This is a genomic window from Leucobacter sp. 7(1), assembly GCF_900163635.1.
Lineage (GTDB): Bacteria > Actinomycetota > Actinomycetes > Actinomycetales > Microbacteriaceae > Leucobacter.
This window is the reverse complement of record NZ_FUID01000100.1, coordinates 1-25614: the sequence shown is the minus strand read 5'-3', so window position 1 is coordinate 25614 and position 25614 is coordinate 1. Positions and strand designations below refer to the sequence as shown.

The following is a 25614-nucleotide window of genomic DNA, read 5'->3' as shown; positions in this document are numbered from 1 at the left end:
GACGACCCAATATGTTAGCTGGCCTGCTGTTCGCGCATTTCGAGCCACGCCTGACGGCGCTCAGCCTGCCGCGCAGGGTCCGCCACAGGCGAGGCTGCAAGGAGCCGCTGACTATACGGATGCTCGGGTGCGCGCGTGATTTCCTCGCTGTCGCCCACCTCCACAAGGTTGCCGCGATACATCACGGCAACCCGGTGACAGATGCTGCGCACCACCCCTAAATCGTGCGACACGAAGAGATACGACACGCCCGTGTCCCGCTGCAACTCGATCAGGAGTTCAAGCACCGTCGCCTGTGTGGTCAGGTCGAGCGCGCTCACCGGCTCGTCACAGATGATCAGGCGCGGTTTGCGTACCAGCGCTCTGGCGATAGCGATACGCTGCCGCTGCCCGCCCGAGAATTCGCTCGGGTACCGGTCGAGCACGTTCGCGGGCAGGCTCACGCGATCGAGCATCTCCCCCACGGCGCGCCGAGCGTCGCTCTTGCCGACGCCCGCGGTCGAGAGCGGTTCCGTGAGGATCTCCCCGATCGTGAGCATCGGGTTCAGTGATCCGTAGGGATCCTGGAACACGACTTGAATGTCTGCGGCGAGCGCGCGGCGTTCTTTCCGCTTCAGGTGAGTGATGTCTTGACCGTCGAAGGTGATCGTGCCACTCGTGACTGGGACAAGGCCCAGGATCGCCTTCCCCAGCGTGGATTTGCCGGATCCGGACTCGCCGACGAGTCCCACGCACTCGCCCGCGCGGACGTCGAGGGAGACCTCGTGCAGCACGCGGTTGGGGCGGCGGCGGGAGCCGTATTCGACGACAACATTTTCGGCGGTCAGCAGGGGGCGGTGCGCAGTCATCGGGTTCCTTCCGAAACGGACGGGGCGGAGGAGGCCGCCGCGTCGAGTTGCGTGCGGCTCTGCGCCCCGTCGAGGGAGGCAGCGATGAGCTCACGGGTGTAGGGATGCTCGGCGTTCCGGAAGATGGGGCCGACATCATCAATTTCGACGATGGATCCGGATCGCATCACCACGACGCGGTCGCAGATGTCGGCAACGACACCGAAGTTGTGCGTGACGATGACGAGCGCCATCTGGTATTCCTGCTGCAATTCGCGGAGCAGTTCGAGGACCTCGGCCTGCACGGTGACGTCGAGCGCGGTTGTCGGCTCGTCGGCGACAAGCACCGAGGGTTTCCCGGAGATTGCCCCGGCGATCAGCACGCGCTGTGCCATGCCGCCGGAGAGCTCGTGCGGGTAGGCACGCATGACCCGCTCGGGGTCGACGATGCCGACCCGCGTGAGCATCGCGAGAGCGCGATCCCGCGCCTCGGCGCGACTCATGCCGTGTACGGCGCGGAGCGGTTCGGTCAGCTGGAACCCGATAGTGAACGACGGGTCGAGGTTTGTCATCGGCTCCTGCGGGATGTAGCCGATCTCATGGCCCAGGAGTTGTGCCCGGTCGCGTCGGGACAGCGTGGTGACGTCCTCGCCGCCGATCCAGATCGCATCCGCGGTGTAGTAGCCAGATTTGGGGAGCAAATCGAGCATGGAGAACACGGTTTGGGACTTGCCGGACCCGGACTCCCCCACGATGCCGAGGACCTCGCCGGGGGCAACATCGAGGGTGATGCCGTGCACAACCTCGACCTCCCCATCCGGAGTCTCGTACCTGACGCGGAGGTTCTCAAGCCGCACGGCCGAGTCCACAGCGGCCACGGAGATCGACCCGGTTGTCGTTGTCGTCGCTCCGACGGGTCGCTTCGCCGCATTCTCCGCCGCGATCCGCTTCCGCTCCCGACGCGAGAGCGTCGGCTGTTTCACCCGAATGACATCGGCGAGGGTGGATCCGAGCACCGCGAGTGCGGCAATGGTGATGCCGAGCGCAATCGACGGCCACAGCAGCAGGAGCGGATCGGTTCGCATGACCTTGAAGCCCTCGTTCATCGCGGCCCCCCACCCCGGGGTGGTGCCGCCGCCGATGCCGAGGAACTGGAGCCCGGCCTGCATGCCCATTGCGATGCCAGCGGTCAGTGCCGACTGAATCACGATCGGGGCGGTGACCTGTTTAATCACGTGCCGTGTCATGATGCGAGCATCCGACAGGCCGGAGACGCGGGCCGCATCGACATAGGCCTCGCCGCGGACGGAAAGCACTGTCGAGCGGGTGAGTCGGAAGTATCCCGGGGCCATGAAAATACCGACGGTCACCATCAGGATATTGAAATTGTTGCCGGTGTTGGCCCCCACAATCAGCAGGATCACCATGCCCGGGATCGACTGCAGACCGTCGCTGATCCAGGCCGAAATCCGATCGGTCATGCCGCCGTAGTAGCCGGCCGCGAGGCCCGAGGGAACGCCGAGTACGAGCGCGGTGCAGATCGCAACAAGTGCGCCCCAGAGGGTGGTTTGCGTGCCCCAAATCAGGCGGCTGGCAACGTCACGGCCGGTCGTGTCTCCGCCCATCCAGTGCTCGGCGCTCGGGAGCGCACGCGTCTGGGAGAGATCCACAAGGTTCGGGTCGTAGGGCGCAATCCAGGGCGCGAAGACCCCGACGAGCACAATGAGGGCGAGAACCCCCAGAGAGATCGCCCCGGCCGGGCGGCGGAGGAGACGTATGACAAGCGATCCACGGCGTCCGCCGCGCGTATCGAGCGATTCGGTGAGCGGGGCGGTCATTTCACACGCGCTTTCGGATTGATCCAGCCGAGCAGGATGTCGAGCAAGAAGTTGACGATGACAACAAAGACCACGGTGATGACGGTGATGCCCAACAGCATGGGGATGTCGCCGTTCTGCGAGGAGGATTGTGTGAGCGGCCCTATGCCGGGCAGCGCGAAGATCTGTTCAACGATGATCGCCCCGGACAGCAGCCCCACAAACATCAGCGCGAGGACGGTGAGTGAGGCCGGTGCCGCGTTGCGGAGCAGATGCACTACGACGCGCCAGGTCGGAAGGCCGCGGCTGCGCAGGGTCCGCACGTAGTCCTGGCCGTCTGCCTGGATGATCGCGTTGCGGAGCTGTTCCGCGATCATCACGATGGCACCCAGCGCAAGCGCAATCGCTGGCAGGGTAATCGACTGGATCCACCCGCCCATCGACTGTTCTGGCTGCACATAGCCCACCGCGGGGAAGAGGCGTAGGTTCACGGCGAACACCATGACGAGCACGAGCGCGACCCAGAATCCGGGGAGCGCGAACAGGATCACCGAGGCTGCCTTGACGACCCTGTCGATCCAGCTGTTCGGGCGCAGCCCCGCGAGCGTGCCGAAGATCGCCCCAAGCACCGCTGAGAGCAGGATCGCTGCCGTGACCACCGACAGGGTGACTGGCAACTTCACCGCGAGTTGCGCGCCGACAGGCTGGAAGTTTTTCCAGGAGACGCCAAAGTCGCCCCGGAGCATGTTGGCGACCCACTCGCCGAACTGGACGAGGACGGGGCGATTGGTTCCGATCTTCTCAGCGAGCACAGCCTGCGCTTCGGGTGTCGCGGCGCTGCCGAGCAGGCCCAGGGTGGGATCCGGGATCGCGGCGTGCGCGAGGAAGAACGTGCCCGTCGCAACTGCGACGAGCAGGATCACCCCGGAAATCAGCCGTTTCAGGGTAAAGGTAAGCATGAGGTCTCCGTGAAATCAGTCAGAGAGGGAGGCAAAGCTGCGGGGCCAGTACGCACCGGCCCCGCAGCTGCACTTAGCCCTGGAGGGAGATCTGTCGCAGTGTCGGGAACATCATGCCGGTGACCGGGGTCACCGTGAAGTCCGCGATCGACACATAGGAGTTCGTGGACTGCGCCCACACCGAGTAGAAAGCCTGATCGGTGACGAGCTCGTTGAGCTTTTCCACCTCGGCGAGCTGCGCGTCGCCCGGATCCGCGGTGAGCACCTTGTCGACCTGCGCCTGGACCTCGGGGAACGCCTCGAGGCCGGGGGTCGGGTTGTACCACTGCGGCTTCGAGATTTGCCGCTCCACCGTCGCGATGGGGTTCGAATCCATCGCGATGACGCCGATGAACATCGGATAGTCCGGGGCCACCGACATGTACTGCATGAAGTCGGTTTCCTTCCAGGTGAGGCCGATCCCGAGCTCGCCGAAGGTCTGCTCGATGATTGCCTGCCAGGGCTGGAACGGGGGTGCCATCGGCATCGTCACGTCGAAACCGTCGGCATAGCCTGCCTCAGCCAGGAGCGCCTTCGCGGCGGCCAGGTCCGGCTTCGACTTCTCGGTGAGTGCGGGGACGTAGCCCGGGGTTCCGACGGGGAAGACCTGGTTTGTGGCCTCACCCACGCCCTGTGCGATTGTCTCGACCATCTCCGGCCCGTTAAACGCGAGGTTCAGGGCCTGGCGCACCTTCAGGTTTCCGATGGGCTTGCCCATTTCAGTCACCCCAGCGCGGTCGCTGAACTGGAGGCCCACCCAGGTGGAGAGGCCTGACGCAACATTCCAGCCGCGCTCCTCAGCAAGATCCGTCGCGGTCTTGTCGCCGTAGATGATGTTGAACTGGCCGGTCTCCATGCCGTTGAGCATCGCGGTAGCGTCCGAGAGCGGGCTCACCGTGAGCGGGTCGAAGGGGAACTCTTCTGCGGCCCAATGCTCGGCAACCTTGTCAAAGTGGTACTCCGCGCCGGTGATCGAGGAATCGCCCAGCGTGTAGGGTCCGGATCCGACCGGCTTCTCGGCGAGCGTGCCAGCGTCGATGGCGTCGGGTGCCATCATGTAGCTCCGACCGAGCGCCATGAAGTACAGGATCGTGTCGTCGCGCTCGGTGAGGTGGATGGCGATTGTGTCCTCGTCGACAGCTTCGAAGCTTTCGACCTTAGGGTAGGCCTCCTGGGACCGAGCACCCTGCTTCAGGTAATCCAGGCTCTTCACCGCGGCGTCAGCGTTGAACGGCTCGCCGTCGGAGAACACCGCGTCAGTGCGGAGGTTCATAGTGATCGTCGTGAAATCGTCAGAGACTTCCCAGTCGGTCGCGAGCGCCGGCTGGGGTGTGCCGTGCTCGTCGATGGCGAGTAGCGGGTCATAGATCGCCGACATGTAAGGGCCATCAAAACCGACGTCGGCAAGGGAGGGATCCCAGGAGGTGACGTCGAGGAAGTTGCCGATGCTGAGCGGTTTCACGGCCCCGGTGGCTTCGTCGCCACCACCGGCCGATCCGCCGCCACCGGAACACGCGGTCAATGCCAGGGCCGCGGCAGCCAGCGCCGCAACACCCGTGAGGGTTTTCTTCATCATGTCTGCTTCTCTCGGTCTTTGGACATGTGTGGTGTGGTGAGGCTCCGTTGCTGTTCCACCGCACATCCGGCCGACGATCCGGTCCCCGGGGGTGTGATGGACGTCACTTCGGTGTGCCGTCGGTTTTCATTCTACGATCGTTGACTAAAAAAGCAAACTATCGTCTACGTCCCGAGAATAACAATTTCGCACGAGCCCCCGCAGCGCCTGAATCCCGCAATTGTCGAGCCGCAGGGTGGCAGATCCGGAGGCAGATCATATACGATCTGAACCACGACCAAAGGAGGCCCCGTGCTCGACCAGACACAGATTGACGCCATCGCCGACGAGCTTGTGCAGGCGGACATTGACCGCGCGATTCTGCCCAAGCTCACCGCACGCTACCCGGACATGGTGATCGAAGATTCCTACGCGATCCAGAAGGTGTGGTCGGATCGCCGAATCGCGCAGGGTGCGAAGCTCGTGGGTCACAAGATCGGCCTTACCTCGAAGGTCATGCAGCTCGCCACGGGGATCTCGGAACCCGACTACGGGGTCATCCACGACGACATGGTCTTCGAGTCGGGTGCGGTGCTCGAATTTGACCGCTACTCCAACGTGCGCATCGAAGTCGAGCTCGCCTTCGTGTTGAACAAGCCGCTCGCGGGCCCCGGCGTCACAATCTTCGATGTCCTCGACGCCACGGCGTACGTGGTGCCCGCCCTTGAAGTGCTGAACTCACACCTCGAACTCGAAGGCCGCACGATCGTGGACACCATCAGCGACAACGCCGCGATGGGCGCCATGGTGGTCGGCGGCCGCCCGGTGAAGGTCGACGAGGTCGACCTCAGCTGGGTCCCCGCGCTGCTGTACCGCAACCAGACGATCGAGGACTCCGGCGTGGCCGGCGCGATCCTGGGCCACCCCGCCATGGGCGTCGCCTGGCTCGCAAACAAGCTCGCTCAGCACGGGCAGAGCCTCGAGGCCGGAGAGATCATTCTCGCCGGATCGTTCACGAAGCCGATGTGGGTGGAGCGCGGCGACACGATCCACGCCGACTACAACGAGCTGGGTTCGGTGACATGCCGATTCGTGTAGAGCTTCCCGCGACGCTGCGCGAACGCCTCACCGCGAGCGAGCGCCCACTCATCGGCCTCTGGGCGTGCGCGGGGAGCCCCATCACCGCGGAGATCGTTGCCGGCAGCGGCTGCGATTGGGTGCTGCTTGATGCCGAACACTCCCCCAACGGGCTCGAGTCGGTGCTGGCGCAGCTCTACGCGATGTCGGCCTACCCGGTCGCACCGCTCGTGCGCCCGCCGTTTGGCGACACCGTCACCATCAAGCAGTTCCTGGACCTCGGTGCGCAGAACCTCCTCATCCCGATGGTGGACTCCGCCGAGCAGGCCGAGCAGATCGTGCGCGCCGTGCGCTACCCAGACGGCACCGCCGGCGGCGGCGTCCGCGGCGTCGGGTCTGCGCTTGCGCGTTCGGCGCGTTGGAACCGGGTCGGGGGGTACCTCGGCCGCGCCAATGAGACGATCAGCTTGACCGTGCAGATCGAATCCGCGGCGGCCGTCGCCGATGTCGAGCGCATCGTTGCGGTCGACGGCGTGGACGCGATCTTCGTCGGCCCGTCCGATCTCGCCGCTTCGATGGGGCTGCTCGGCCAGCAGGGTCACCCGGACGTGGTTGCGGGTGTGCTGCGCGCGATCGCGGCGGGCGTTGCCGCGGGGAAGCCCGTCGGCGTGAACGCGTTTGTGCCGGCTGACGCCGAGCGCTACATTGCCGCCGGTGCCTCATTTGTTGCGGTCGGCGCGGACGTCGCGATCCTCGCCCGCCAAACCGAGGCGCTCGTGGAGCGCTTTGTCGGCGCGGCAGATGCGGGTGACACCCCGCGCGCGAGCTACTAAGGGGCGGCAGTGGAGTAGTGCTGGGTGGAGCGGGGATCGCTGATGACGTGTCGTGATTTTCGCTCCTCACGGACGCCCCTTCGCCGCTGCGCGGCCACTGGTCGACGCAATCAGCCTCGGCATCGATGCGCGAACGCGTGGCTCAACCATCTCCCGCGTCGCCCAAACAGCAGGAGATCCACGGAAAACGAGGAGATTTTCTGCCGCAAACCGAACATCGGCGCAGGATCTCCGAGGTTTTGGTTGGCGCTGGTGGGCGGTTGCGTGGGGCCGGGTGGCTGAGCGGCCGGTGGCCGAGCGGCCGGGGCTCGTGGGCGTTAGGCCCAAGAACCCGAGACAGGCCTACCAGAGGCACGGGATCTGACACCACTTTCCAAATCCCTGCAGATCGTATACGATAAGAAATACAACGAGATGAGCGAGGTTGCCATGACGTACGGAATCGACACCCCCGGCAAGATTATTGCCGTTCACCTGAACTATCCGTCGAGGATCGCACAGCGTGGCCGCACGCCCGCGTTCCCGTCCTACTTCTTCAAGCCGGCGTCCTCCCTCGCCCCCACCGGCGGCACGATCGAGCGCCCCGCCGGCACCGAGCTCCTCGCCTTCGAGGGTGAGATCGCCCTCGTGATCGGCAAAACCGCACGCTGGGTCGCCCCCGAAGACGGCTGGGACTACGTCTCCGAGGTCACCGCCGCGAATGACTTCGGCCTCTACGACCTGCGCGCCGCCGACAAAGGCTCGAACGTCCGCAACAAGGGCGGCGACGGCTTCACACCCGTCGGCCCCGCCGCGATCCCGACCGACGGCATCGGCCAGGACGCGTGGCGCGTGCGCACCTGGGTCAACGGCTCACTCGTCCAGGACGACACGAGCGACACGCTCAAATTCCCCTTCGGGCAGCTCGTGGCCGACCTCTCGCAGCACATGACGCTTGAGCCGGGAGACGTGATCCTCACGGGCACCCCCGCTGGCTCCTCCGTCGTGCTCCCCGGCGACGTCGTCGAGGTCGAGGTTGACGCCCCGAACGCCCCCGGCGCACCCACGACGGGTCGCCTGGTGACCACGGTCACGCAGGGCACCACCGCATTCGGCGACTTCGGGAACACGCCGAAGGCCGACGATCTACAGCGCGTCGAAGCCTGGGGCAGCGAAGCAGAACACGCCGCGGCAGTCGCCGCCGGCCGCGCGACGCCGCTCGACGGTGATGCAGCCGCCACAGGCCCCCTTACCGACGAGATCCGCGAGCTGCTCGACGGCGTCGCCGTAGCGACGGTGTCCGCGGCACTGCGCAAGCGCGGCTACGTTGACATCTTCATCGACGGGGTCCACCCGAACCACGAGGGCGACCGCATCCTCGGCACCGCCAAGACCCTCCGCTTCATTCCGTTCCGCCCTGACCTGTTCAAGTCGCACGCTGGCGGCTTCAACGCACAGAAGCGCGCATTCGACACCGTCAACCCGGGCGAGGTGCTCGTCGTCGAGGCGCGCGGCATCCCCTCCACCGGTACGGTCGGCGATGTGCTCGCGTTGCGCGCCCAGGTGCGCGGTGCCGTGGGGGTCGTCACCGATGGTGGGGTGCGCGATTTCGCGGCCGTCCAGGAGTTCGACATCCCCGTCTTTTCGCAGGGCGCGCATCCGAGCGTGCTCGGCCGCCGCCACGTCCCGTGGGAGACCGACGTCACCATCGCCTGCGGCGGTGCCGCAGTACAGCCCGGCGACATCATCATGGGTGACCGCGATGGCGTTCTCGTGATCCCCCCGTTCCTCCTCGCCGAGGTTGCCGCCGAGGCCGCAGAGCAGGAGATCGCGGACGCCTGGGTCGCGGATCGGGTCGCCGAAGGCCACGCCGTAGATGGCCTCTTCCCCATGAACGCCGAGTGGCGCGCCAAGTACGAGGCGTCGCGCGGCGCGGCCGGAACGCAGGCGTAACCGTGTCAACCGAGTCGAAGTCCGAGCGCGCGTATCGCCTGATCCGTGAACGGATCGACAGCGGCCAGTACGTGCCGGGCTACCGGCTCGTACTCGCGCCGATTGCGACGGAGCTCGACATGTCGGTGGTGCCTGTACGCGAGGCGATCCGCCGCCTCGAAGCCGAGCAACTTGTCACGTTCGAACGCAATGTCGGTGCCCAAGTCGCGCTGATCAAAGAAACCGAATACCTCCACACGATGCAGACGCTCGCACTCGTCGAGGGATCCGCGACCGGACTGGCAGCGCCATTTATTACGGCCGACCAGATCGCTCGCGCCCGCGCCGTCAACCAGACGATGCGGGAGTCGCTCAGCGCCTTCGATCCGCAGCGCTTCACCGAACTGAACCTCGAGTTCCACAGCGTGCTGTTCGAGACCTGCCCGAACCCCCACATCCTCGACCTCGTGCACCGCGGCTGGAACCGGATGAAGGTGCTGCGCAACTCCTCATTCAGCTTTGTCCCCGGTCGCGCCAGCGAATCGGTGGACGAGCACGAGCGGCTGCTGCAGCTCATCGAGCAGGGCGCGTCCGCACTCGACATCGAGCTTGCCGCTCGCGCGCACCGCACCGCCACCCTCGACGCCGTGATCGACCACCAGCACGCGCAGCCCGGAGCCGCACACGCCACCGCGACCCCGGCCGCCTGATCCGGCGCTCCCCGCCCGGATCCTACCAGACCATCCCAAACCCACAGTATCACCTCAGAAAGCAGAGACCATGAACCACCAGAAGCCCGAAGGCCTGCCCGAGAAGATTCAGCTCTTCATCGACGGCGAGTTCGTCGACGCCATCAGTGGCGCAGAGTTCGACGTGATCGAGCCCGTCACCAACGAGGTCTACATCACGGCCGCATCCGCCCAGAAGGAAGACGTCGACCTCGCCGTCGCCGCAGCGAAGCGCGCCTTCGACAACGGTCCGTGGCCGACGATGCTCCCCCGCGAGCGCTCCCGGATCCTGCACAAGGTCGCCGACATCGTCGAGTCCCGTGACGAGCAGCTCGCGCTGCTCGAGAGCTGGGACTCCGGCCTGCCGATCACCCAGGCGAAGGGCCAGGCCCGCCGCGCGGCCGAGAACTTCCGTTTCTTCGCCGACCTGATCGTCGCCGAGCACGACAACGTCACCAAGGTCCCGGGTCGCCAGATCAACTACGTCAACCGCAAGCCCAAGGGCGTCGCAGGCCTGATCACACCCTGGAACGTTCCCTTCATGCAGGAGTCCTGGAAGCTGGCCCCGGCCATCGCGACCGGCAACACTGTTGTGCTGAAGCCTGCGAGCTACACGCCGCTCTCCGCAGCGCTGTGGCCCGAAATCTTCCGCGAGGCCGGCGTCCCCGAGGGCGTCTTCAACCTCATTCTCGGCTCGGGCAGCGTCGCGGGCGACGCGCTCGTGAAGCACCCCGACGTGCCGCTGATCTCCTTCACCGGTGACAGCTCGACCGGCGCAATGATCTCGACAAACGCCTCGCCCTACCTCAAGGGCCTCTCCCTCGAGCTGGGCGGCAAGAGCCCCTCGATCGTGTTCGCGGATGCCGATCTCGAAGAAGCCCTCGACGCCACCGTGTTCAGCGTGTTCAGCCTGAACGGCGAGCGCTGCACCGCGGGCAGCCGCGTGCTCGTCGAGCGCTCGATCTACGACGACTTCGTCGCTCGCTACGCCGAGCGTGCAAAGAACATCGTTGTGGGCCTGCCCTCCGATCCGGCAACCGAGGTGGGCGCGCTTGTGCACCCGAGCCACTTCGAGAAGGTCATGAGCTACGTCGAGATCGGCAAGACCGAGGGTCGCCTCGTCGCCGGCGGCGGCCGCCCCGAGGGCTTCCCCGAGGGCAACTACGTGGCCCCGACAGTGTTCGCCGATGTGAAGCCGGACGCGCGGATCTTCCAGGAGGAGATCTTCGGACCCGTCGTTGCGATCACGCCGTTCGACACCGATGAAGAGGCGCTGGAGCTCGCGAACGACACGAAGTACGGCCTCGCCGCCTACGTGTGGACCACGAACCTGAAGCGCGCACACAATTTCGCCCACGGCATCGAGTCGGGCATGGTGTGGCTGAACTCGAACAACGTGCGTGACCTGCGTACCCCGTTCGGCGGCGTCAAGGCCTCGGGCCTCGGCCGCGAGGGCGGCTACCGCTCGGTCGACTTCTACACGACCGCGCAGTCGATCCAGATCACCCTCAACGAGGCACACTCGCCGCGCTTCGGCGCCGGCAAGTAACCGCGTCGGGGATCCGGCACCGCTCCTTCCGCACGCGGCGCAGAGCCGGTCCGGATCCCCCACCGCCAGCTCGCTGGCGCCCAGATTTTCCGCAAGACCCTTTCCCACATTTTCGCGCTCCGTCGCGCGGATCCCATCCGATGAATGATTGAAGGACAACGTCATGTCTGAACTCGCAGGTCGTGAAAAGACCTCATCCGGCTTCTACGTCACCAAAGAAGCCCCGATCAACGCCGCTAACCCGGTTCCGACCCCGTCGGTGCCCGCGCCGGATATCCTGCGCTGCGCGTACATGGAGCTCGTGGTCACCGACCTCGCGGCCTCCCGCGCGTTCTACGTGGACGTGCTCGGGCTCACGGTGACCGAGGAGGACGAGACCACCGTCTACCTCCGCTCGCTCGAGGAGTTCATCCACCACAACCTCGTGCTGCGCCAGGGACCGATCGCCGCAGTTGCCGCGTTCTCCTACCGCGTCCGCACCCCCGAGGACCTCGACAAGGCCGTCGCGTTCTACACTGAGTTGGGCTGCCGCGTTGAGCGTCGCGCTGACGGCTTCACCAAGGGCATCGGCGACTCCGTGCGCGTCGAGGATCCGCTGGGCTTCCCCTACGAGTTCTTCTACGATGTCGAGCACGTCGAGCGACTCGCCTGGCGCTACGACCTCTACACGCCGGGCGCGCTCGTGCGCCTTGACCACTTCAACCAGGTCACCCCGGATGTGCCCCGCGCCGTGCGCCACTACCAGGACCTCGGCTTCCGCGTCACGGAGGACATCCAGGACGAGGACGGCACCGTCTACGCTGCGTGGCTGCGCCGCAAGCCGACCGTGCACGACACGGCCGCAACCGGCGGCGACGGCCCCCGCATGCATCACGTCGCATTCTCCACGCACGAGAAGCACAACATCCTCGCGATCTGCGACAAGCTTGGCGCGCTGCGCATGTCGGACCGGATCGAGCGCGGCCCCGGCCGCCACGGCGTCTCGAACGCGTTCTACCTCTACATCCTGGATCCGGACGGCCACCGCGTCGAGATCTACACCCAGGACTACTACACCGGCGACCCGGACAACCCGGTTGTCACCTGGGATGTGCACGACAACCAGCGCCGCGACTGGTGGGGCAACCCCGTTGTCCCGTCCTGGTACACGGACGCATCGCTTGTGCTCGACCTCGACGGCAACCCGCAGCCTGTGATCGCCCGCACCGACGCGTCGGAGATGGCCGTGACAATCGGCGCTGACGGCTTCTCGTACACTCGTGACGAGGACGGCGAGAAGGGCTTCAAGCTCGGCAACACGCTGTAAGGCGGGAGCACCATAAGGGGGTCGGGGCGCGTGCGCCTCGGCCCCCTTCGGCGTTGCGGGTCCGGGTTCCGGGATCTGGTGGGTTCCGGGATCCGCCGAGCCCCGGGATCCGCCGAGCCCCGGAATCCGCCAGACCCTGGATCCGCCAAACCCTGGCTCCTCCAAACTGAGCCAATTTATCTACAACGATGTATATATGGCCATAAATGGCTCGTGCGGGCGAATTTGGCTCAGTGTGGACGACCAGCCAGGGCTAGCTCGGGAGTTCCGTGAAGTCTTCCAGGTCCTGCACCAGGCTCGCGTAGGTCGCCGGGCGCCGCGCACGCAAATAGGCCGCATAGGCGAGCCCGCCAACGACCGCGGCGACAAGCACCCACGGCAACGCAAGCACGTAGCCGGCATCGGATCCGGCGACGAGGTCGAAATTCACAATCGCCATGATGCTAAACGTCAGCAGCGCCAGGAAACCAAGGCCCGGTGCCACGAAGGTGCGCCACCACCGCGGATCGCGCTTCCGCCGGAAGTATACGACCACGGCAAGCGCCGCGATTGCCTGCACAATCATCACGGAGAGCGTCCCAAAGCCGAGGCCCACCGGCACGAGGGTGAAGATCGGGGGCAACTCGGTATCCACGAAGAAAGCGAAGATCGCAGCAATAATCAGCCCAAACAGGTAGTTCACGAGGAGGCCGCGCTGCGGTGCACCCTTGTCGTTGGTGCGGGCGAGCCAGGCCGGCAGCACGTGCGCCCGGCCGAGCGCAAAGAGGTACCGTGCCGCCGAGTTGTGGAAGGCGAGCTGCGCGGCAAACAGACTGATCACGAGGAGGATCACAGCAACGATGCCCATGAACGGCCCGAGATAGTCACCGATCAGCGCGAGCGTCAGATCACCGTCTGCCTCGTGCGCGAGACCCGCAGCCTGCGCGTCCCGTACACCCAGCGCGCTGACGATCGCCCACGCGGCGAACGCGTGCAGCAGCCCGATCACAATAATCGCGACATACGTTGCCCGAGGCACGGTCCGGCGCGGATCCCGCGCCTCCTCACCGAACAGCGCGGTGGCCTCGAAGCCGATGAACGCGGTCGCCACCAGGAGCAACCCAATCCAGACAGATCCTCCGACAAGGATCTCCGGGCTGAAAGCGAGCGTGAACGCCTCCACGCTGAAACCTGTCTGCACGAGCACGGAGATCGCGAAGGCGAGGAGCAGCAGGATCTCGAGCACAAGCGCCACACCCAGAACGACCGCGCTCAGATGGATGCCGGATCGGGCCAACAGGAACACGATCGTGAACAGCACGAAACCGCAGAGGAACCAGTTCAGCTCAAAGCCGAAGACCATCGGGAAGGCCACTGCCCCCGTAAAGAACCCGATCGTGCCGAGTGCCCCCGCGACGAACACGTTGTAGCCGATAGTGGCGATGATGCCGGTGATGAGGCCTGCCGCGCGGCCGAGTCCTTTGACGACGATCGCGTAGAACCCGCCGGCGTTCGTGAGTTCTTTGGTCATCTGCGCGTAGCCGACCGCGAACAGCAGCAGCGCGAGCGCCACGATGATGACGGCGACGGGCACACCGCCCCCGTTGCCGTGCGAAATTGCGAGTGGCAGCACCACGATGCCCACGGTGACGGGTGCCACCGCGGCCAGCACGAGGAACACGATCGAGGCGACGCCGAGCTGGTTTTTCGCAAGGCCGCCTGGGGAGGGGTCAGTCACGGGGAACTCCTTTGTCCGGTGGGTCCGGGCGGCGTCGTTGCCGTCCGGGCGGGCTCGAAGCGACTGTCTCTCGTCGTTTCGAAGCCTGACGCAGATCCTCACACGCGGTGCCGGATCGCGCGATCGGACCGGGCCATCCAGCGCGGAGAGTCAAGTCGTCGCAGGTTTTCCACGCCGCAGTGCAAGAGCCGCGCGCCTCGCGCCCCGCCACACACCGGGCTTGCCAAGTGGATAGCCGCGCGCGTCAACATGGGCTAAGCTCGGCCCCAAATCGCCGACATAGGAGTCCGGGTCCGCCCTGAGGGAACAGCAATGCAGAGTTCACACACGGCAGCGTCACTGCCAACGCGCACACACGATATCGACGCGTATCAGCGCACCGTAGCCGAGTCGTTCGTGCCGCTCCGGATCACGCCGACGGGCCCGGGCCCGTTCGCGGGGACACTCCGCGGCGTCAACGCCGACGAGGTCGCGTTCACCGAGGTTCGGGCACGGCCGCAGCTCGTCGAGCGGACGGCCGGCGGCATTGCCCGCGGCGGCGCGGGCTACATCAAGGTGAGCCTGCTGCTCGCCGGATCCGGCGTCCTCATTCAGAACGGGCGCGAGGCCGTAATGCGGCCCGGAGACATTTGCTTCTACGACACCTCGCAGGAGTATTCGCTGCTGTTCGATACCCCGTTCAGCAACCTCATCATGATGTTCCCGAAGCAGCGGCTCGAGTTCCCCGCCGGCTTCACGGACTCGTTGACGGCGGTCTCTCTCGGCGAACAGCACCCGCTCGCCGACGCCGTAGCCGGATTTATCACAAACGCGGCTCCGCACCTGCACGAGCTCACCGCGCCGGCCCGCACGAAGCTCGCGCACACGAGCGTTGAGCTCTTGAACTCCGCGCTCGCGGCGGTGTTCGACGTGGACGCCCCCACGGTGGACCCGCATCAGGCGCTGCTGCGTGAGATCACGGGCTTCATCCTGACGCACCTCCGGTCCCCGTCACTCTCCCCCGACGAGATCGCCGCGGCGCACTTCATTTCCACCCGCCACCTGCACACGCTCTTCCAGAAAACGGGCACGTCCGTTTCCGCATGGATCAAGGAGCGCCGACTCGAAAAATGCCGGGCGGATCTGCTGGATCCCGCGCACGCCGGCACGGGCGTGGCCGCGATCGCCGCTTCTTGGGGCTTCCCGGATGCCGCCCACTTCAGCCGGAACTTCAGAGCCGCCTACGGGGTCTCACCCCGGGAACTGCGCAGCGAGGCGAGCGCGCGGTAGCCCGGGGGCCGCCCGGATGGCGGCCCCCGGCGGGGTGCGCGGGATCGGCACTCGAATCAGCGCAGCCATGCGGCCGGAGTCACCTCCTGACGTGCTGCTCTTGTCTTCCGGCGCACGAGCGTGTGGAACCGCGCGTCCCGAGGCATCGGCACCTCGATACTGGGACCATCCGGATCATCAACGAAGAGTGAGGGACCCCATGACACACGCACCTGACACGACGCACACCCACGGAAAGCGGGTGAGCACGCCCGTCATGGCTGTGCATCCCCTCGACCCGTTGAACGAGGTGGAAATCACCGCGGCTCGCCGCGTGATCGAAGCTGCCGGGCTGCTCACCGAGCATGTGCGCGTTGCCATGCTCCTCCTGCAGGAGCCGACGAAGCCCGAGCTCGCGGCGTGGAAGTCGGGCGATCCGATCCCGCGTCGGGTGGTCTTCACACTGCTCGATCGCGCCACGATCGAGCACACCGAGGTGGTGGTCTCGCTCGCCACCGAGCAGATCGAGTCCTCCCGGACCCTCCCCACGACCGAAGCACCCTTCGGTCAGGCCGCCGTACTCATGGAGGAGTTCACAGGCGTCGGCGACATCGTGAAGGCGTCCCCCGAGTGGCGCGCCGCAATGGAGCGCCGCGGCCTCGGCGAGTACATCGACACCGCGTATTGCTCCCCGCTCGCGCCCGGCTACTTCGGCCGGGAGGACGAACAGGGCCGCCGCTTCGTTCGTTCACTCGTGTACCTCACCCCGAACGAGGGGGACAGCCCCTGGGCGCACCCGGTCGAGGGCATGCTGGTGCGGGTCGATCTCACCGAGCAGCGCGTCATCGACGTCTACGACGAGGGCGACGTCCCGACGCCGATGCGCAACGGCAACTACGGTCTTGACGCTCAGGGCCCCGCCCGCACCACCCTGAAGCCCATCGACATCACGATGCCGGAGGGTCCGAGCTTCTCCGTCGACGGTAACCGGGTTCGGTGGGAGAACTGGGACCTCCACGTCGGCTTCAACTCCCGTGAGGGCCTCGTCCTCAACAACATCGGCTGGCACCAAGGCGAGGAGCTTCGCCCCATTCTGACGCGCGCCAGCGTGCCCGAGATGGTGGTTCCCTACGGGGACACCGACGAGACCCGGTACTGGATCAGCTACTTCGACGCGGGCGAGTACCTGCTCGGCCGCTGCGCGAACTCCCTCGCGCTCGGCTGCGACTGCCTCGGGGTGATCCACTACTTCGACGGCTTCGTGAACGACGACCACGGACACGCGGTCAAGATCCCGCAGGTGATCTGCATGCACGAGGAGGACTACGGGATCCAGTGGAAGCACACCAACGACGACGGTGAGACCGAAACCCGGCGCAGCCGCCGCCTGGTGATCAGCTACTTCGCCACAATCGGCAACTATGACTACGGCTTCTTCTGGTACTTCTACCTCGATGGCGCGATCCAGTTCGAGGCGAAGGCCACCGGCATCGTGTTCCCGGGGGCAGGGATTCCGGGCAGCCCGAACGCCCACAACACCGAGATCTCCCCCGGCATCTTTACGCCGATCCACCAGCACATCTTCTCCGCGAGACTGGACGTCGCAATCGACGGCGAAGATAACACGCTGCACGAGATTGAAGCCGTGCAGATCCCGATGGGCCCGGACAACCCCTACGGCAACGCCTTCACCTGGTCGAACACCCAGCTCACGACCGAGCAAGGGGCCCAACGCCTCGCCAACGGCCCAATGAGCCGCGTCTGGCAGGTCGCGAGCGCCCACCGGAAGAACATCGTGGGCAAGCCCACCGCGTACTGGCTGATCCCCGAAGAAAAGTCTCTGCTCCTCGCGCAGCCCGAGTCGAGCGTGTACGCGCGCGCCGCCTTCGCCACGAAAAACCTCTGGGGCACCCAGTTCGCGGAGGGCGAGCTGTACCCGGCGGGCCTGTACCCGAACCAGAGTTCCGGTTGGGACGGCCTCCCGACCTGGACGAAGGCGGACCGCAGCCTCGACGGGGAAGATATCGTGATGTGGCACTCCTTCGGGCTCACGCACTTCCCGCGCACCGAGGACTGGCCGATCATGCCCGTCGACTACGCCGGATTCTGGTTCAAGCCACAGGGCTTCTTCGATCAGAATCCGACTCTCAATCTTCCCGCCGAATCCCGCTCCTCCTGTGCGATGGATGAAGACGGCTGCTGCTCGAGCGGTGGCTGTGGCTGCTGCAGCGGCGAGCGCTGCACCTGCGCCAATCCGAACTGCGGGTGCGGCAAGTAGCCATCCCTCCCACTCCGTGACTCGACGATAGGACCACACATGTTTACCGCTTCCACTCTGCTCGCAGCCGTCACGACAGACGGCCCAAACTCCCGTGAAATCTTTGATCCGGCGACGGGTGAGCTGATCGGGCGCGCGCCCGTCGACACCGATGCCGACGTGGATCGAGCCATCGACACCGCGGTCGCCGCCCAGACCTCCTGGGCTGGCCTCAGCAACGACGAGCGCGTGGCGATCCTGCACCGCGCCGCCGACGCGATCGAGGCAAACGCCGAGGCGCTCGTCGAGATCCTGTCTCGCGAGCAAGGCAAGCCGCTCAACGGTCCGAACGCCCGCTTCGAGGTGGGCGCGTGCGTTACCTGGCTCCGCGTCACCGCCGACACCCCACTGCCCGTGGAGACCGTCATCGACGACGGCGACACGTACGCCGAGATGCACTACCGCCCGCTCGGCACCGTCGGCGCGATCACCCCGTGGAACTGGCCCATGATGATCGCGATCTGGCAGATCGCGCCCTCGCTTCGGATGGGGAACACCGTGGTGCAGAAGCCGTCCGAGTACACCCCGCTGTCGGGCCTCGCGCTCGTCCACGTGCTGAACACCGAGCTCCCCGCGGGGGTGCTCACCGCGGTTTCCGGCGGTGGCGAGCTCGGTGCTCGGATCGTCGCCAGCGAGCGCGTCGACAAGATCATGTTCACGGGGTCGACCCGCACCGGCAAGCGCATCGTCGAGGCGAGCTCCGGCAATCTGAAGCGCCTCACTTTGGAGCTGGGCGGCAACGACGCCGGCATCGTGCTCGACGACGTCGACCCGAAGGCCATCGCCGAAGGCCTGTTCTGGGGCGCGTTTATTAACACGGGTCAGACGTGCGCTGCCCTCAAGCGGCTCTACGTACCGGACGCGATCTACGACGAGGTCGTTGCGGCGCTCGCGGAGTTCGCCGCAGCCGTGCCGATGGGTGTGGGCCTGTCTGAGGAAAACCTCCTCGGCCCGCTGCAAAACGAGATGCAGTTCAACGTCGTGGACCGGCTCGTGGAATCGGCGAAGGCCGCGGGTGCCCGTGTGGTGCTGGGCGGAACACCGGATCACGATGCGACCGGGTACTTCTACCCGACGACGCTGGTTGCAGACATCGATCCCGAGGCAGCACTTGTTGTGGAAGAACAGTTCGGCCCCGCCCTCCCGATCGTGCGCTACACGGATCTCGATGAGGCCGTACGGCTCGCAAACGCGCTCGATGTGGGGCTCGGCGGCTCCGTCTGGTCTGCTGACCGGGAGCGCGCCCGCGAAGTTGCGGCGCGTATCACCGCCGGCACTGTGTGGATCAACTCCCACGGCAGCATCCACCCCGCCGTCCCCTTTGGCGGCGCGAAGCAGTCGGGGTACGGCCAGGAGTTTGGCACGGCCGGTCTGAAGTCGGTGTCACAGCCGCAGGTCATCCAGGGCTAGTCTGTGGGACTCCTCCCGGGGTTCGTGATGGTCGCCGCCGGGGCATTCTGCTTCGGCGGCGCCGTCATCGGTCGGCGCTGGATCGGGATCGTGGCCTCCGCGGTGATGCTGCTCGCCATGCTCGACCTCGCCGTCAGCCGCATCGTGGCCCCGGTGCTCTGGGCGGGGGCGCTTGTCGCGTCCGCCGTGCTGCTCGGCATCGGGCTGCGTGGTCGCGGTGTTGCGGTGCCGGATCCCGCTCCGGTTCAGGATGCGGCGGTGCCGGGGCCAGCGCTGGGGACTGCCATGATCCGGCATCCACGTCTGCTCGCCGCGCGGGAATCCGAGTCGATCCGGCGGCGCGCGTGGTTACCGCGCGCCGTGATGGTTGCGGCGGCGCTCGCGTATCCCGCGACCGCCTGGCTCGTGCTCGGCCACAGTGGGCAGGCCGAGGGTACCGCCGGGGGTACCCGGGATGCCGGGGCCACACTGGGCACAGTGGCCCCAGCGGCCGCGCCCGCCCATCACAGTGCGGCGACGCTCACCGGCGCACTCCCCCTCGCGGCCGTCATCCTGCTTATCGCCGCACTTCTCGGACTGGGCGTGCTCGCCATCCGAGACCGGCGCACCCTCTCCGCTTCGGAGGCCGGGGGCATGGCCGCGATGCTGCTCGCCATGCTCGCGGGTCACGGCTGAGCGCCCCGCGCCCAGCACCCCTCGCCTCACCCCCGCCGCCCTGGCACCCCGGCTCGCCCAAACTGAGCCAATTTATCTACGACGATGAATATATGCCAGAAAATGGCTCGTGGGAGCGAGACTGCCTCGGTTTCGGCGGTGGCTTGGGGCGGGGCGCGCGGGCCGGGGGCTACGGCTGGCCAGCCGCCGCCGCGAGCGTACCGGGCGCGAGGCCGAGGGCGAGTTCCGCGTAACTGCGCACCGCGGCCCGGCATTCCTCACGCGGGGTACGATCCCCGATCAGCGGGTACAAGTCGTAGGCGTCCTCGAGCGCGACGAGGTTCCGGGAAATCATGCCGGGCGGTGAGGCAAGCGCAAACTCGCCGGTGCCCGCACCGATCTCGATGAGGGTGCGGTAGAGCATGATCTGGCGCTCCACGAGGGCGCGGTGCGCGGGGCGGTATTCAGGATGGTCGGTCAGGATCGGGACGCTCTCGTAGACGTGGCGCAGTTCGTCGCTGATCTCGTCCGGAACGCCGGCCTCAATCATGGCGGCCACCCGGGAGGCGGCGCTCTCCGGGCGGTCGAGGATCGCCTGACGACGCTCCGCGAACTCTTCCATCGCCCCGGCGAGCGCCGTGATCTGAAGTTCGTTCAAGCTGCCGAAGTAGTGCAATACGTTTGCGGGGCTCATTGTGGCCTCAGCGGCGATCGCGCGAACGTTGACGCCCCCGCGGGGGCGCGTCCGCGCGACCCGCCAGAAGGCCTGGACGATCTCGTCTCGGCGTTCCAGACGGCGTCGCGCGGTCGCATTCATGTGGCTCAGCCTAGAGGATCCTGCGAGTCCCCGGGGTCGGCCCGAGCAGGAATCCCGCGACCGACCCCGGCACGGCGTTAGCCTCGCGCCTCCGGCAGCCCCTCGACCGGCACCTTGACCGACTCGGTGAGCCCGGCGTAGTACTCAGGGCGGCGCGCCTTGATGATGAGCCCCACGATGATCCCGCCGATGAAGAGGATCGGCGTCGGCAGCAGGAGCACTTGGTTGATCGGGCCTTCGAGGCCGGTCACCACTTCGAAGTTCGTGACGATCAGGGTGAAGCCAACCACGAGTCCGATTGCCCCCAGGATGGGAGCGATCACCACCCGGAAGATACTGTGGCCGCGGCGATCCCGCAGGAAGTACCAGACCACGGCGATCGCAGCGAGCGCTTGTGCGAATACCAGGCCCTGGACGCCCGTCGCGTAGGTCCAGAGTGCGAGGCCGAGGAACGGATCTGCGCCGACGAGGATCGCGATCAGCACCCCGATCGCGGAGAACACGGAGAGCGTGAGACTGGCGACCGCCGGAGATTGCGTCCGCGCGGTCGTCCGGCCGAGTGCCCGCGGCAGAAGTCCCTCACGGCCCAGGGCAAACAGGTATCGGGTGCTCGCATTGTGGAACGACAGCACACACGCGAAGAAACTCGTGACGATCAGGATCTTCATCACGTAGCTGGCCCACGCCCCGGCGATCTGCTCGGTGCCGTCAATCACCATCGTCTCGAAGGAGTCGCTCGCGGCGAGCTGCAGGATCCCGTCGACACCAAACGCAACTGTCAGAATCCAGAAGGTGAAGCCGTAGAACACAGCGAGGAACACAACTGCGATGATCGTGGCGCGAGGCACCGTACGCTCGGGGCGCTTCGCTTCTTCGGCGTAGATCGCGGTGCTCTCGAAGCCCAGGTACGCGCCGAACCCAACAACGAAGAGCGCGCCCGCGGTCGGCGCGAAGAACACGTTGTCGAGGCTGAACGGCGCGGCGCTCCAGGGCTCAGGACCACCGTTTGCAATTGTCGCGAAGGCCAGGACCAGGAGGATCGCAACCTCGAGCGTGAGCAGCACCGCAAGAACCTTCGCGCCGACGTCAATCTTGCGATAGCCGAGGAACGCGACGATGGCGACCGAGATCAGCGACCAGACTCCCCAGGGCAGGTCGATCCCGAACAGCTCAGCGAACGTGAACTGGGCGAAGAAACCGATGAAGCCGTAGAAGGAGATCACCAGGGAGATATAGGCAAACACGGTGACCGATGACGCGCCGAGGCCGAACGGCTTTCCGAGACCGCGAGAGACGTACGCATAGAACGCCCCGGCGTTGCGCACGCTCTTCGACATCGCGGTAAAACCGAGGGCAAACAGGATCAGCACGACCCCGCTGAACAGCATCGCGCCAGGTGCGCCGAGGCCGCCGAGGCGGAATGATGTCGCGGCCCCGCTCACGACAACAGTGAGAGGCGCGGCCGCGGAAACGACGAAGAAGATGATGTCCCACGTGCCGAGACGTCCCGCGGCGAGCTGCGACGAGCTCCCCGCGGCGCTCTCGGCGGGGGCGACTGGTGGGGCGGGTGAGCTGGGCATGGGGACTCCTTTGTCTGGACGCGAGATCCGGCTAGGATTTGAACATCGGTCAGATCCACCTGAGGAACTTTTGTGTTCCGTAGTCTAGGCACAAGTGAACGGATAGAACAATGTTCAATGTTGAGCACACCACTCCCGCACCGCGAGCTCGCGCCCTCGGCGTCCCGTTCGACGGGACACCCGGCCCCTGGAACGCCATCACCGACGTGCCTGGGCTAGAGGTGGGCTATGTGACAATCTCGAGTGATTCGCCGGTGACCGCCCGAACCGGGGTGACGGCCATTCTGCCGCGCGGCCGCGAGCGCGCCGGTTCCCCCTGCGCCGCGGGAGTCGCTGTCCTCAACGGCAATGGCGAACTCACCGGGCGCAGCTGGATCGAGGAGTCAGGCCAGCTCCAGGCACCCATCGCGATCACCAACTCGCACGCGGTGGGCGCGGTGCACCGCGGGGTCGACGCGTGGATGGCGGAGCAGCACCCCACGAGCGCGGCGGCGTGGATGTTGCCCGTGGTGGGTGAGACGTGGGACGGCTATCTCAATTCCATCAACGCGGATATCGTGCAGCCCGCGCATGCCGCCCGCGCACTGAGCGACGCGCGCACCGGCCCCCTGGCCGAGGGCAATGTTGGCGGTGGCACCGGCATGAATTGCTACGGGTTTAAGGGCGGCACGGGTACCGCATCGCGCATGGTCCAATCTGGCACCCAGAGTTGGACCGTCGGCGTGCTCCTCCAAGCAAACTTCGGTTCGCGTTCTGAGCTGCGCATCCAGGGGCACCCGCTCGGGCGAAACTCTGCGGCCCCCAATCCCATGGAGACCGAGAACTGGTTCCAGATGGATTTGGGCGGAGACGGATCTGTCATCCCGCCTGCCGCGACGATTCCTGCCGCGAAGGCCACGCCGGGGGCCGGGAGCGTGATCGTGGTCGTCGCCACGGACGCACCGCTACTCCCGGATCAGTGCCGCGCCCTGGCCCGGCGCGTGCCACTTGGCCTTGCTCGCACCGGGACTACCGGCAGCCATTTCTCGGGCGATATCTTCCTCGCGTTTTCGACGGCGAACGAATCGGGCCTCAGCTCCCGCATGGGATCCGACACCATCGTGACCGAGTCGCTCGAACATGTCGCATGGGGCAGTATCGACCCGTTTTTCGCCGCCGTTGTGGAGGCCACCGAGGAGGCCGTGGTCAATGCTCTGGTCGCGGCCCGTGACACGGTGGGACGCTCCGGACATACGAGTTTTGCGCTCCCCCACGGGGAGATTAGCGCCGCATTCGGGGGCTGACACGCGCCGGGCACTCAGGCCACGACCTCATCACACTCATCGAGGCACACTGTCCATTTGGATAGCCGTGCGCGCACCGTCATGCCCCGTGCGCGCTCGGCACAGCTTCTCGCTTCACCTCCCCCGTTCCCGAACCTAGACTCAAGTCGCATGTGCTGCCAGCGCGGACGCTGGCATGGTCGGCAACGCCGCAAGACCGGGAGGGAATCCACATGACCACCACCTCATCGACGCCGCAGGCGTCACAGGCCCCAGGGCTGAGTCGCCGCACGCTCGGCGTGCCGGCAATTACCCTGATGATCATCGCCGCATCCGCGCCACTCACCGTGGTGGCGGGGGGTGTCACCACATCCTTTGCGGTTACGAAGTCGCTGGGCGTACCGCTCGGCTTCCTGCTGATCGCGGTAATCCTCACCGTCTTTGCGGTCGGCTTCACCGCGATGGGCCGCCACATCACGAACGCGGGCGCGTTCTATGCCTACATCTCGCAAGGCCTGAGCCGCCCGCTCGGCGTCGGTGCCTCACTGATCGCGCTCGTCTCATATAACGCGATGCAGATCGGCATCTACGGTCTCTTTGGATTCCAGCTCTCCATGTTCCTCGAGGCGAAGTTCGGCTTCGCCTCACCGTGGTGGCTCTGGATCCTGCTCTGCATCGTCGTCGTGGGCGTGCTCGGTGTCAACCGCGTTGACCTGTCAGCGAAGGTGCTTGGCATCCTCGTCGGGCTCGAGTTCCTCGTCGTGATCATCTTCGACATCGTCGCCATCGCCGCTGCCCCCGAGGGCGTTTCCACCGCAACGCTGAACCCGACCGCGCTGTTCGGACCCTCGCTTGGCATCATCCTGGTGTTCGGCGTCGCCGCGTTCATGGGCTTCGAGGGTGCCGCAATCTACGGCGAGGAAGCCAAGGACCCGAAGCGCACCGTGCCGCGCGCGACCTACGCCGCCGTGGCCATCATCGGCGTCTTCTACGCGTTCAGCGCCTGGGCCTTCTCCGTTGGCGTCGGCCCGTCGCAGATCGTCGGATCCTCGCAGGAGTTCGGCCCCGACCTGATGTTCGTGTTCATGACCGACCACGTCGGCGTGCTGTTCTCAGACATCATGACGCTGCTGTTCCTGACGAGCCTGTTCGCCGCGCAGCAGTCCTTCCACAACGCCGTAGCGCGCTACTTCTTCTCGCTGGGGCGCGAGGGCGTGCTCCCGGCGTGGTTTGGCCGCACCAGCCGCGCGGGCGCACCCTGGGCTGGGTCGGTTGCGCAGACGATCATCGCGCTTGTGGTTGTCGTCGGCTTCGCGCTCGCGGCGGACGCGTTCGGCGGGGCTGCCGCTCTCGGGGACGCCGCTTTCCTCTACCCGGTGCTCACCATGTTCACCTGGCTTACGAACACAGGCGCGATGGGCCTGGTGCTTCTCATGGCCGTGATCGCCGCCGCCGTGATCGGGTTCTTCCGTCAGAATCGGCGGGGGCTCAGCGTGTGGACCACGCTCGTCGCCCCGATTGTGTCGGGAGTAGCGCTGCTCTGGGTGTTCATCATGATTCTGATGAACTTCCAACTGATGCTCGATCAGGACGAAGCGAGTGCCTCGACCTTCGTACTCCCGGGACTTATCTTCGCCGCCGGCATCATCGGCATCATATGGGCGCTGGTGATCAAAGCTCGAAAGCCCGCGATCTACGCCCAGATCGGCCACGGCACCGAACCGGGCGCTTACGGCACGGAGCTTGTCGACGTCGTGGATCTCGAGCGTCCGTAGCAGGTTGTCGCTCGGCGGCCCTTTCTCCCACACCACTCGGGAGAAGGGGCCGTCGACGTTCCTGCGGGATCCGGGGGCCGCGATCCGGGCTACGCACCAGCGCCAGCCCCGATCACCCCACCCAAACCGAGTCAATTTATCTGGACGGACCCAAATACCGCAGAAAACGGCGGCGGTTTCAGGTGGTGAGTGCAACACCTGCCCTATCTCTAGCAGGAAGCCCTCACCACTGA

19 protein-coding genes are annotated in these 25614 nt (G+C 66.2%); 12 read left to right on the top strand and 7 right to left on the bottom strand.

The genetic code is table 11. From position 1 onward, the window contains the following. Positions 1-14: 14 nt before the first annotated feature. From FM113_RS17185 to FM113_RS17170, 4 genes are all read right to left on the bottom strand, one after another. Entirely contained in the window at positions 15-848 is an 834-nt protein-coding gene (locus FM113_RS17185) for an ATP-binding cassette domain-containing protein (protein ID WP_087016095.1), read from the bottom strand. Then, on the bottom strand, positions 845-2665 hold the full coding sequence (locus FM113_RS17180; RefSeq protein WP_087016093.1) for a dipeptide/oligopeptide/nickel ABC transporter permease/ATP-binding protein: 1821 nt from the start codon (positions 2663-2665) through the stop codon (positions 845-847). Before FM113_RS17180 ends, FM113_RS17185 begins: the two co-directional genes overlap by 4 nt. Next, complete coding sequence (locus FM113_RS17175; protein ID WP_087016091.1) at positions 2662-3603, bottom strand: ABC transporter permease; 942 nt, start codon at positions 3601-3603, stop codon at positions 2662-2664. The genes FM113_RS17180 and FM113_RS17175 overlap by 4 nt, the downstream gene beginning before the upstream one ends. 73 nt (positions 3604-3676) lie before the next feature. Beyond that, positions 3677-5218, bottom strand: coding sequence for an ABC transporter substrate-binding protein (locus FM113_RS17170; RefSeq protein ID WP_254909073.1), 1542 nt, complete (start codon positions 5216-5218; stop codon positions 3677-3679). Between the two features lie 291 nt (positions 5219-5509). On the opposite strand from FM113_RS17170, the gene FM113_RS17165 reads away from it, so the two are divergent. The 6 genes from FM113_RS17165 to hpaD all read left to right on the top strand — a co-directional run bounded on the left by FM113_RS17165 (position 5510) and on the right by hpaD (position 12601). After that, a complete protein-coding gene (locus FM113_RS17165; protein WP_087016089.1) occupies positions 5510-6295 on the top strand; it encodes a fumarylacetoacetate hydrolase family protein in 786 nt (261 codons plus the stop codon). Then, positions 6280-7107 carry an HpcH/HpaI aldolase/citrate lyase family protein gene (locus tag FM113_RS17160; protein WP_087016087.1) on the top strand — a complete coding sequence of 276 codons (828 nt, stop codon included), beginning with the start codon at positions 6280-6282 and terminating at the stop codon, positions 7105-7107. The genes FM113_RS17165 and FM113_RS17160 overlap by 16 nt, the downstream gene beginning before the upstream one ends. Positions 7108-7536: 429 nt before the next feature. Beyond that, the gene (locus FM113_RS17155; protein WP_087016122.1) at positions 7537-9039 is read left to right on the top strand and encodes a fumarylacetoacetate hydrolase family protein; all 1503 of its coding nucleotides are present in this window, start codon (positions 7537-7539) and stop codon (positions 9037-9039) included. Positions 9040-9041: 2 nt separating this feature from the next. Next, complete coding sequence (locus FM113_RS17150) at positions 9042-9728, top strand: GntR family transcriptional regulator (protein ID WP_087016120.1); 687 nt, start codon at positions 9042-9044, stop codon at positions 9726-9728. A 70-nt stretch (positions 9729-9798) separates the two neighbouring features. After that, positions 9799-11295, top strand: a complete 1497-nt coding sequence (locus tag FM113_RS17145; protein ID WP_087016086.1) for an aldehyde dehydrogenase — start codon at positions 9799-9801, stop codon at positions 11293-11295. A gap of 163 nt (positions 11296-11458) precedes the next feature. Then, the gene (gene hpaD, locus FM113_RS17140; protein WP_087016084.1) at positions 11459-12601 is read left to right on the top strand and encodes a 3,4-dihydroxyphenylacetate 2,3-dioxygenase; all 1143 of its coding nucleotides are present in this window, start codon (positions 11459-11461) and stop codon (positions 12599-12601) included. A gap of 253 nt (positions 12602-12854) precedes the next feature. On the opposite strand, the gene FM113_RS17135 is transcribed toward hpaD, so the two are convergent. Then, positions 12855-14318: an APC family permease gene (locus FM113_RS17135; RefSeq protein WP_087016082.1), complete on the bottom strand. Its 1464-nt coding sequence runs from the start codon at positions 14316-14318 to the stop codon at positions 12855-12857. 312 nt (positions 14319-14630) lie between these two features. Here FM113_RS17135 and FM113_RS17130 point away from each other — a divergent pair, with 312 nt between their 5' ends. The 4 genes from FM113_RS17130 (at position 14631) to FM113_RS17115 (ending at position 19968) form a co-directional block, all read left to right on the top strand. Then, the gene (locus tag FM113_RS17130) at positions 14631-15587 is read left to right on the top strand and encodes a helix-turn-helix domain-containing protein (protein WP_087016080.1); all 957 of its coding nucleotides are present in this window, start codon (positions 14631-14633) and stop codon (positions 15585-15587) included. 199 nt (positions 15588-15786) lie between these two features. Beyond that, positions 15787-17844 carry a primary-amine oxidase gene (locus FM113_RS17125; RefSeq protein WP_087016078.1) on the top strand — a complete coding sequence of 686 codons (2058 nt, stop codon included), beginning with the start codon at positions 15787-15789 and terminating at the stop codon, positions 17842-17844. A gap of 39 nt (positions 17845-17883) precedes the next feature. Further along, positions 17884-19293 (top strand): aldehyde dehydrogenase family protein, encoded by a 1410-nt coding sequence (locus tag FM113_RS17120; RefSeq protein WP_087016076.1) that lies wholly within the window; start codon positions 17884-17886, stop codon positions 19291-19293. A gap of 3 nt (positions 19294-19296) precedes the next feature. After that, positions 19297-19968 (top strand): hypothetical protein, encoded by a 672-nt coding sequence (locus FM113_RS17115; protein ID WP_087016073.1) that lies wholly within the window; start codon positions 19297-19299, stop codon positions 19966-19968. Between the two features lie 169 nt (positions 19969-20137). Here the strand turns inward: FM113_RS17115 and FM113_RS17110 are convergent, their stop codons facing one another. Beyond that, complete coding sequence (locus tag FM113_RS17110; protein WP_087016071.1) at positions 20138-20764, bottom strand: TetR/AcrR family transcriptional regulator; 627 nt, start codon at positions 20762-20764, stop codon at positions 20138-20140. A gap of 77 nt (positions 20765-20841) precedes the next feature. Then, on the bottom strand, positions 20842-22344 hold the full coding sequence (locus tag FM113_RS17105) for an APC family permease (protein WP_087016069.1): 1503 nt from the start codon (positions 22342-22344) through the stop codon (positions 20842-20844). A 110-nt stretch (positions 22345-22454) separates the two neighbouring features. On the opposite strand from FM113_RS17105, the gene FM113_RS17100 reads away from it, so the two are divergent. Both FM113_RS17100 and FM113_RS17095 read left to right on the top strand, forming a co-directional pair. Continuing rightward, the gene (locus FM113_RS17100; protein ID WP_087016067.1) at positions 22455-23627 is read left to right on the top strand and encodes a P1 family peptidase; all 1173 of its coding nucleotides are present in this window, start codon (positions 22455-22457) and stop codon (positions 23625-23627) included. Between the two features lie 212 nt (positions 23628-23839). Next, the gene (locus FM113_RS17095; RefSeq protein WP_254909072.1) at positions 23840-25381 is read left to right on the top strand and encodes an APC family permease; all 1542 of its coding nucleotides are present in this window, start codon (positions 23840-23842) and stop codon (positions 25379-25381) included. Positions 25382-25614 lie beyond the last annotated feature (233 nt).